The sequence below is a fragment of the Streptomyces sp. NPDC044002 genome, from assembly GCF_056434525.1.
This window is the reverse complement of the sequence record NZ_JBWKEZ010000072.1, coordinates 25,028-32,838: the sequence shown is the minus strand read 5'-3', so window position 1 is coordinate 32,838 and position 7,811 is coordinate 25,028. Positions and strand designations below refer to the sequence as shown.

The following is a 7,811-nucleotide window of genomic DNA, read 5'->3' as shown; positions in this document are numbered from 1 at the left end:
GGCGCCGCCGCGGGAAGCTCGTCCGTGCCCGTAGCTGCGGGCACGTGGGCGGGGGGGGGGGGGGGGGGGGGCGCCCCCCCCCCCCCCCCCGCGCCCCCACCGGAACGAATCGGGAACCGGACCGCGTTCAGCGGTGTGGGAGACGGTGTTGCCAGAGGAACGTCGACAGAGGAACGCGGACAGGGGTGCCCATGACGCGCGGTACGCAGGACGAGACCACGGCAGCCGCCCGCGAGGGGGACGGCCTGGCCCTCACGACGGCCGGCCTGCCCTCCTGGCTGGACCCCGTCGTGGCGGCCGCCCGGAGCGTCCAGCCGCGCCAGCTCAGCCGCTTCCTGCCCCCGGAGGACGGCCGGGGCCGCCAGTCCGCCGTGCTGATCCTCTTCGGCGAGGGCCCGCGCGGTCCTGAGCTGCTGCTCCAGGAGCGCGCGGGCAGCCTCCGCTCGCACGCCGGGCAGCCCTCCTTCCCCGGCGGCGCCCTCGACCCGGAGGACGGCGACCCGCACACCACCGGCCCGCTGCGGGCCGCCCTGCGCGAGGCGGAGGAGGAGACCGGACTGGACCCGTCCGGTGTCCAGCTCTTCGGGGTGCTGCCGCGCCTCTACATCCCGGTCAGCGAGTTCGTGGTGACCCCGGTGCTCGGCTGGTGGCGCGAGCCCTCGCCGGTCGGCGCGGTGGACCCGGCGGAGACGGCCCGGGTCTTCACGGTGCCCGTGGCGGATCTCACGGACCCCGCCCACCGGGTCACCGTGGTCCACCCGCGCGGGCACGAGGGGCCCGGATTCACCGTGGAATCGGCCCTGGTCTGGGGTTTCACCGCCGGCGTCATCGACCGGATCCTGCACTTCTCGGGCTGGGAGCGACCGTGGGACCGCTCACGTCACGTCCCGCTCGACTGGCACGCATGAGACGGTGGCCCACGTGAACGTGCTGGACATCCTGTTGCTGGTCGCCGCCGTGTGGTTCGCGATCGTCGGCTACCGCCAGGGGTTCGTCGTCGGCATCCTGTCGGTGATCGGCTTCCTGGGCGGTGGCCTCATCGCCGTGTCCCTGCTGCCCCTGATCTGGGACCGCGTGACCGACAACGGCACCCAGGTGTCCACCACCGTGGTGGTGATCGCGGTCGTGGTCATCATCATCTGCGCCTCGATCGGCCAGGCGCTGACCACCCACCTGGGCAACCGGCTCAGACGCCACATCACCTGGTCGCCGGCCCGCGCGCTCGACGCGACCGGCGGCGCCCTGGTCAACGTCGTGGCCATGCTGCTCGTGGCCTGGCTGATCGGCTCGGCGCTGGCCGGGACCTCGCTGCCCACCCTGGGCAAGGAGGTGCGCAACTCCAAGGTGCTCCTCGGTGTGTCGCGGGTGCTGCCCGCCCAGGCGAACACCTGGTTCTCCGACTTCAGCTCCACGCTCGCCCGCAACGGCTTCCCGCAGGTCTTCAGCCCGTTCTCGAACGAGCCGATCACCGAGGTGAAGGCCCCCGACCCGGCCCTCGCCCGCAGCGGGGTCGCCCAGCAGGCCAAGCTCTCGATCGTGAAGGTCGTCGGCACCGCCCCCAGCTGCAGCAAGGTCCTGGAGGGCACCGGCTTCGTCTTCGCTCCGGGCAAGGTCATGACCAACGCCCACGTCGTCGGCGGGGTCGTCGAGCCGACCGTGCAGATCGGCGGCGAGGGCAAGCTCTACGACGGCAAGGTCGTGCTCTACGACTGGGAGCGCGACATCGCCGTCCTCGACGTGCCCAAGCTGAAGGCCCCGGCGCTGGAGTTCACCGACAAGGACGCGACGAGCAGCAGCGACGCGATCGTCGCCGGCTTCCCGGAGAACGGCGCCTACGACGTCCGCGCGGCCCGCGTCCGCGGCCGGATCAACGCCAACGGCCCGGACATCTACCACCGGGGCACCGTCCGCCGTGACGTGTACTCGCTGTACGCGACCGTCCGCCAGGGCAACTCCGGCGGCCCGCTGCTGACGCCCGAGGGCAAGGTGTACGGGGTCGTCTTCGCCAAGTCGCTCGACGACCCGAACACCGGTTACGCCCTGACGGCGGACGAGATCCGCGACGACATCCGCGTCGGGAAGACCGCCGAGCGCCGGGCGGACACCCAGGGCTGCGCCCTCTGAGCCACCGGTACGCGAGCGCGTACCGGCCGGCGGGGCCGCTTCTGGACGGGGGTCCTACATGCGTGGATGGCGCAGCCGCGCCGAGACCCAGCGGGCGCGGCGGCGGAGGATGCGCGGAATCCCGAGCCGGGGGTCGTGGCCGTCCCGGCCGGTCCTGTCGTGCGTGCCCGGCACCCTGGCCGAGCGGCGTTCGCGTGCGGTGTCACCGTGGTCGTGCGTCCAGCCCATACAACGAGCTGTGCCCGGGGTCCAAGGTCCGTAACCCCGTCCGGGGCGGCCAATTGGCCTATGCGCCGGGCAATTGAATGACCGTCGGACCACCGTACGAGTGACCGGATGGTCCGTCAGGCGTCTGTCCCGCACCCCCAGACGGTCCGTCAGCGGTCGGGCTCGGGGTCCTTGAGCCAGTTCAGCAGCTCGGCGGTGAAGCCGTCCGGGTCCTCCTCGTGCGGGAAGTGCCCCAGGCCGTCGAAGAGCCGCCAGCGGTAGGGAGCTTCGACGTACTCCCCGGATCCGGCCGCGCTGCGGGTGCGCATCACCGGGTCCAGCGAGCCGTGCAGGTGCAGCGTGGGCACCCGTACGGGGCGCTTCATCCGGCGGTAGAACTGGAGTCCGTCCGGGCGGGCCATCGACCGCATCATCCAGCGGTAGGGCTCGATCGAGCAGTGCGCGGTGGACGGGATGCACATCGCCCGCCGGTACACGTCCAGATCGGCGTCCTCCGGGAGCAGCGGGCCGGACCAGTCACGGATCAGCTCCGCGACGAGGGCCCCGTCGTCGGCGACGAGCTGCCGCTCGGGGATGAACGGCCGCTGGAACCCCCAGATGTGGGAACTCGCCCGGGTCTGGCCGAAGTCGGCCATCATCGCCGAGCGCCAGCGGCGCGGGTGCGGCATGGAGGAGACGACCAGCCGGCGCACCAGCTTGGGCCGCATCACGGCCGCCGTCCAGGCGAGGTAGCCGCCCAGGTCGTGTCCGACGAGGGCGGCGTCCGGCTCGCCGAGGGAGCGGATGACCCCGGTGATGTCGAGGGCCAGGTTCGCGGGGTCGTAGCCGCGCGGGGTGCGGTCGCTGCCGCCCACCCCGCGCAGGTCCATGGCCACCGCCCGGTACCCGGCGTCCGCGAGGGCGGTCAGCTGGTGCCGCCAGGTCCACCAGAACTGCGGGAACCCGTGCAGCAGCAGCACCAGCGGCCCGTCACCGGCCTCCGCGACGTGGAAGCGGGCGCCGTTGGCGGCGACGTCCCGGTGCGTCACCGCCCGCCCGCCGGGCAGGTCGAGCCGTACCGCCGTGGCGGCGGTGGGCGGAGTGCCGGAGTCGGCCGAGGGCGCTGTCATGAGGACGAGCGTGCCACACCCACAGCCTGGTCACTCACCGGCCGCGGGTGCGGCTTGACGGTTCCCACCAGCGCGGCGGTCTGCTTGACGGAGTCCATGGTCTTCACCGGCGGCTTGATCTTCTTGAACTTCGCCACCGCCAGGAGCCCGATGAGGCCCGCGAGCAGCCAGAACGCGCCGCCGACGATGAGGAAGGACCAGGCCAGCCCGAGACCGAGATTGTGGATGCCGTAGGCCGCGGCGAAACTCAGTACGGGGAGGGAGAAGAGCACGAGCACGCCGGCCGCGATGGCGGCGCCGCTGCCGATGCCCGCGCGCTTGACGTCCTGCTTGATCTCGACCTTGGCGAGGGCGATCTCGTCGTGCACCAGGGCGGACATCTCGGCGGTGGCCGCGGCGACCAGCTGGCCGAGTGTGCGCTCGGCTCCCGGAGCCCCTTGGTCCACTGCGCTCATCTCTGTCTCCCTCTGTCGTCGTCTGCCGGCGGCTGTCCTCCGTCGTCCCTCAGATCATGCCGGACGGTCGGCGCGGGCGCTGGACCCGCCCGCCGCTTCGCCCGCGGCCGGAGCCGCGTCCGAGTCCCGCGCGAGGGCCACGGCCTCGGCCCTGCGCCGGTGTTCGGCGGCCTTCTCCTCGTGGATCCGCGCCATCCGCAGGTGGTAGTCCGGGTTCTCCTGCTCGTAGATGTCGGGGATCCCGTCGCGGTCCTCGTCGCGTTCCTCGGCCTCGGTCAGGGCCCGGTACTTGCGGTCGCGCAGCTTGAGCATGACGCTCGCCACGATCGCCGCGATGAGGGAGCCGATGAGTACGGCGGCCTTGACCTCGTCGGTGAGGACCTCGTCCCCGGCGAAGGCGAGTTCACCGATCAGGAGGGAGACGGTGAAGCCGATGCCGGCGAGCGAGGCCACGGCGAGCACGTCGGGCCAGGCGAGGTCCTCGTTCAGCTCGGCCCGGGTGAAGCGGGCGGCCAGCCAGGTGCCGCCGAAGATGCCGACGGCCTTGCCGACGACGAGGCCGAGCACCACGCCGAGGGTCTCGGGGCGGGTGAAGACCTGTGCGATGGATTCGTCCGAAAGGGAGACCCCGGCGGAGAAGAGGGCGAAGAGCGGAACCGCGAGTCCGGCGGACAGGGGACGCACCAGGTGCTCGATGTGCTCGCCGGGGGAGTGCTCCTCGCCGTCCTGGCGGGTGCAGCGGAGCATCAGGCCCATGGCCACGCCGGCGATGGTGGCGTGGACGCCGCTGTTGTACATCAGGCCCCAGATGACCAGGGCGAGCGGCACGTAGACGTACCAGCCGCGGACCCCGGCGCGCAGCAGGAACCAGAAGAGGACCAGGCCCGCGACGGCGCCGCCGAGCGCCGCGAAGTTCAGGTCGCTGGTGAAGAACACCGCGATGATCAGGATGGCGAACAGGTCGTCGACCACGGCCAGGGTCAGCAGGAAGGCGCGCAGCGCGGAGGGCAGGGAGGTGCCGATGACCGCGAGGACGGCGAGGGCGAAGGCGATGTCGGTGGCGGTCGGGACGGCCCAGCCGGCGGTGGAGCCGTTCCCCAGCGTGCTGACCAGCAGGTAGACGAGCGCGGGGACCGCCATGCCGCATATCGCGGCGATCACCGGGAGCGCGGCCGCCTTGGGGTCGCGCAGGTCGCCCGCGACGAGTTCGCGTTTGAGCTCGATGCCGGCGACGAAGAAGAAGACCGCGAGCAGTCCGTCGGCCGCCCAGTGCTGGAGGGAGAGGTCCAGGCCGAGGGCGGCGGGGCCTATGTGGAAGGACCGGACGGCGTCGAAGCTCGCCGAGACGGCGGGGATGTTCGCCCACATGAGGGCGGCGATCGCGGCCGCCAGCAGCAGCACTCCGCCGACGGTCTCCGTGCGCAGGGCGTTCGCGACGAAGCGGCGCTCGGGCAGGGAGAGCCGGCCGAGCAGTTTGTGGCGCGGGGTGGGCTGGCGGGGGGTGGGCGTTGCCACGGAGGAGCCTCCGGTCGGTCGACGGCATGACACATGCAGTTGCCGACCAGACTTCCCGGCGCACCCTGAGACTTGGAGCGTCACATCTTGACGCTTTTCATATTTTACAGGGTCTGTTTTTTACAGGGCTCGTTCGGTCGTATCGGGTGATCTTCACCTTAAGCGCGCGGAGGGCGTCCGGCGCGTTGTGCGCCGGACGCCCCCAGGGCTCGGACGGCCCGCGGCCGCCGGTGCTCAGTCCTCGTCGGAGGAGCTGGGCAGCTTCGTCTGGATCAGGTCCATCACCGAGGAATCGGCCAGCGTGGTGACGTCGCCGACCGCGCGGTTCTCCGCCACGTCGCGCAGCAGACGGCGCATGATCTTGCCCGAACGGGTCTTCGGGAGCTCCGCCACCGGAAGGATCCGCTTGGGCTTCGCGATCGGGCCGAGGGTGGTGCCGACGTGGTTGCGCAGCTCGGCGACCAGGCCCTCGGTCTCCGAGGCGCTGCCGCGCAGGATCACGAAGGCCACGATCGCCTGGCCCGTCGTCTCGTCGGCCGCGCCGACCACCGCCGCCTCGGCGACGGCGGGGTGCGAGACGAGCGCCGACTCGACCTCGGTCGTGGAGATGTTGTGGCCCGAGACGAGCATGACGTCATCGACCCGGCCGAGCAGCCAGATGTCGCCGTCGTCGTCCTTCTTGGCGCCGTCGCCCGCGAAGTACTTGCCCTCGAAGCGCGACCAGTAGGTGTCGATGAACCGCTGGTCGTCACCCCAGATGGTGCGCAGCATCGACGGCCACGGCTCGGTGAGGACCAGGTAGCCGCCACCGCCGTTCGGGACCTCGTTGGCCTCGTCGTCCACGACGGTGGCCGAGATGCCGGGCAGCGCGCGCTGCGCCGAACCGGGCTTGGTCGCGGTGACGCCCGGCAGCGGGGAGATCATCATGGCGCCGGTCTCGGTCTGCCACCAGGTGTCCACGATCGGGCAGCGGTCGCCGCCGATGTGCTTGCGGTACCAGATCCAGGCCTCGGGGTTGATCGGCTCGCCGACCGAACCCAGTACGCGAAGGCTCGACAGGTCGAACTTCGCGGGGATGTCGTCGCCCCACTTCATGAACGTACGGATCGCCGTGGGCGCGGTGTAGAGGATGGTGACGCCGTACTTCTGCACGACCTCCCAGAACCGGCCCTGGTGCGGGGTGTCCGGCGTGCCCTCGTACATCACCTGGGTGGCGCCGTTGGCGAGCGGGCCGTAGACGATGTACGAGTGCCCGGTCACCCAGCCGATGTCGGCGGTGCACCAGTAGACGTCGGTCTCCGGCTTGAGGTCGAAGACGGCGTGGTGGGTGTACGAGGCCTGCGTGAGGTAGCCGCCCGAGGTGTGCAGGATGCCCTTCGGCTTACCCGTGGTGCCCGAGGTGTAGAGGATGAACAGCGGGTGCTCGGCGTCGAAGGCCTGCGGGGTGTGCTCCGTGGACTGCCGGCCGACCAGGTCGTGCCACCAGACGTCCCGGCCCTCGGTGAAGGCGGTGTCCTGGCCGGTGCGGCGCACGACGAGGACGTGCTCGACCTGCGGGCATTTGGTGACGGCCTCGTCGATGGCGGGCTTGAGGGCGCTGGGCTTGCCGCGGCGGTAGCCGCCGTCGGCGGTGATCACCAGCTTGGCGTCGGCGTCCTGGATGCGGGAGGCGACGGCGTCGGCGGAGAAGCCGCCGAAGACCACCGAGTGCGCGGCGCCGACGCGGGCGCACGCGAGCATCGCGACGACGGCCTCGGGGATCATCGGCAGGTAGACGGCGACGCGGTCACCCGCCTGGACGCCGAGCTCGGTGAGGGCGTTGGCGGCCTGGGACACCTCGTCCTTGAGCTGGGCGTAGGTGATCGAGCGGCTGTCGCCGGGCTCGCCCTCGAAGTGGAGGGCGACGCGGTCGCCGTTGCCGGCCTCCACGTGCCGGTCCACGCAGTTGTACGCGACGTTGAGCTTGCCGTCGGCGAACCACTTGGCGAAGGGCGGGTTGCTCCAGTCGAGCGTCTGGGTGGGCTCGGTGTCCCAGCTCAGCCGGCGCGCCTGCTCGGCCCAGAAGCCCAGCCGGTCCGCGGCGGCCTGTGCGTACGCCGCCTCGGTCACGTTGGCGGCGGCGGCCAGCTCGGCGGGCGGCGCGAAGCGCCGCTCCTCCTTCAGAAGGTTGGCCAGGCTGTCAGTGCTCACGACATCTCCCTTTCCCAGAGTTTCCGTTGTCCCCGGGCATAGCTGTGTCTCCGGGCATAGCTCATCAGTCGGATGCCCAGGTGACAAGGGGTAGCCGAAAATTGGTTTAGACCTATATCACGACCGGGAGGGTCGCGACGGCGTACGAATGACCCCTTCCCGCTGCAGGGTGCGGGAAGGGGCCAACAGC

7 protein-coding genes are annotated in these 7,811 nt (G+C 71.4%); 2 read left to right on the top strand and 5 right to left on the bottom strand.

Features of this window, described 5'->3' with window-relative positions; translation table 11 throughout:
• Positions 1-191: 191 nt before the first annotated feature.
• Both AC07A6_RS35000 and AC07A6_RS34995 read left to right on the top strand, forming a co-directional pair.
• Positions 192-908, top strand: a complete 717-nt coding sequence (locus AC07A6_RS35000; RefSeq protein WP_362468770.1) for an NUDIX hydrolase — start codon at positions 192-194, stop codon at positions 906-908.
• Positions 909-921: 13 nt separating this feature from the next.
• Positions 922-2,124, top strand: coding sequence for a MarP family serine protease (locus AC07A6_RS34995; protein ID WP_362468772.1), 1,203 nt, complete (start codon positions 922-924; stop codon positions 2,122-2,124).
• Positions 2,125-2,178: 54 nt separating this feature from the next.
• Here AC07A6_RS34995 and AC07A6_RS34990 read toward each other — a convergent pair whose 3' ends face one another.
• The 5 genes from AC07A6_RS34990 to acs all read right to left on the bottom strand — a co-directional run bounded on the left by AC07A6_RS34990 (position 2,179) and on the right by acs (position 7,621).
• Complete coding sequence (locus tag AC07A6_RS34990) at positions 2,179-2,352, bottom strand: hypothetical protein (RefSeq protein WP_007264956.1); 174 nt, start codon at positions 2,350-2,352, stop codon at positions 2,179-2,181.
• 149 nt (positions 2,353-2,501) lie between these two features.
• Positions 2,502-3,461: an alpha/beta fold hydrolase gene (locus AC07A6_RS34985; RefSeq protein ID WP_362468775.1), complete on the bottom strand. Its 960-nt coding sequence runs from the start codon at positions 3,459-3,461 to the stop codon at positions 2,502-2,504.
• A complete protein-coding gene (locus AC07A6_RS34980; RefSeq protein ID WP_007264954.1) occupies positions 3,458-3,916 on the bottom strand; it encodes a phage holin family protein in 459 nt (152 codons plus the stop codon). The genes AC07A6_RS34985 and AC07A6_RS34980 overlap by 4 nt, the downstream gene beginning before the upstream one ends.
• A gap of 54 nt (positions 3,917-3,970) precedes the next feature.
• Complete coding sequence (gene nhaA, locus AC07A6_RS34975; protein WP_478779789.1) at positions 3,971-5,431, bottom strand: Na+/H+ antiporter NhaA; 1,461 nt, start codon at positions 5,429-5,431, stop codon at positions 3,971-3,973.
• Between the two features lie 234 nt (positions 5,432-5,665).
• Positions 5,666-7,621, bottom strand: coding sequence for an acetate--CoA ligase (gene acs / locus AC07A6_RS34970; RefSeq protein ID WP_362468779.1), 1,956 nt, complete (start codon positions 7,619-7,621; stop codon positions 5,666-5,668).
• Between the last annotated feature and the right edge of the window lie 190 nt (positions 7,622-7,811).

Coding starts and splice junctions, on each gene's coding strand:
- AC07A6_RS35000 (WP_362468770.1), top strand. CDS start 192: ATGACGCGCGGTACGCAGGACGAGACCACGGCAGCCGCCCGCGAGGGG.
- AC07A6_RS34990 (WP_007264956.1), bottom strand. CDS start 2,352: ATGGGCTGGACGCACGACCACGGTGACACCGCACGCGAACGCCGCTCG.
- AC07A6_RS34985 (WP_362468775.1), bottom strand. CDS start 3,461: ATGACAGCGCCCTCGGCCGACTCCGGCACTCCGCCCACCGCCGCCACG.
- AC07A6_RS34980 (WP_007264954.1), bottom strand. CDS start 3,916: ATGAGCGCAGTGGACCAAGGGGCTCCGGGAGCCGAGCGCACACTCGGC.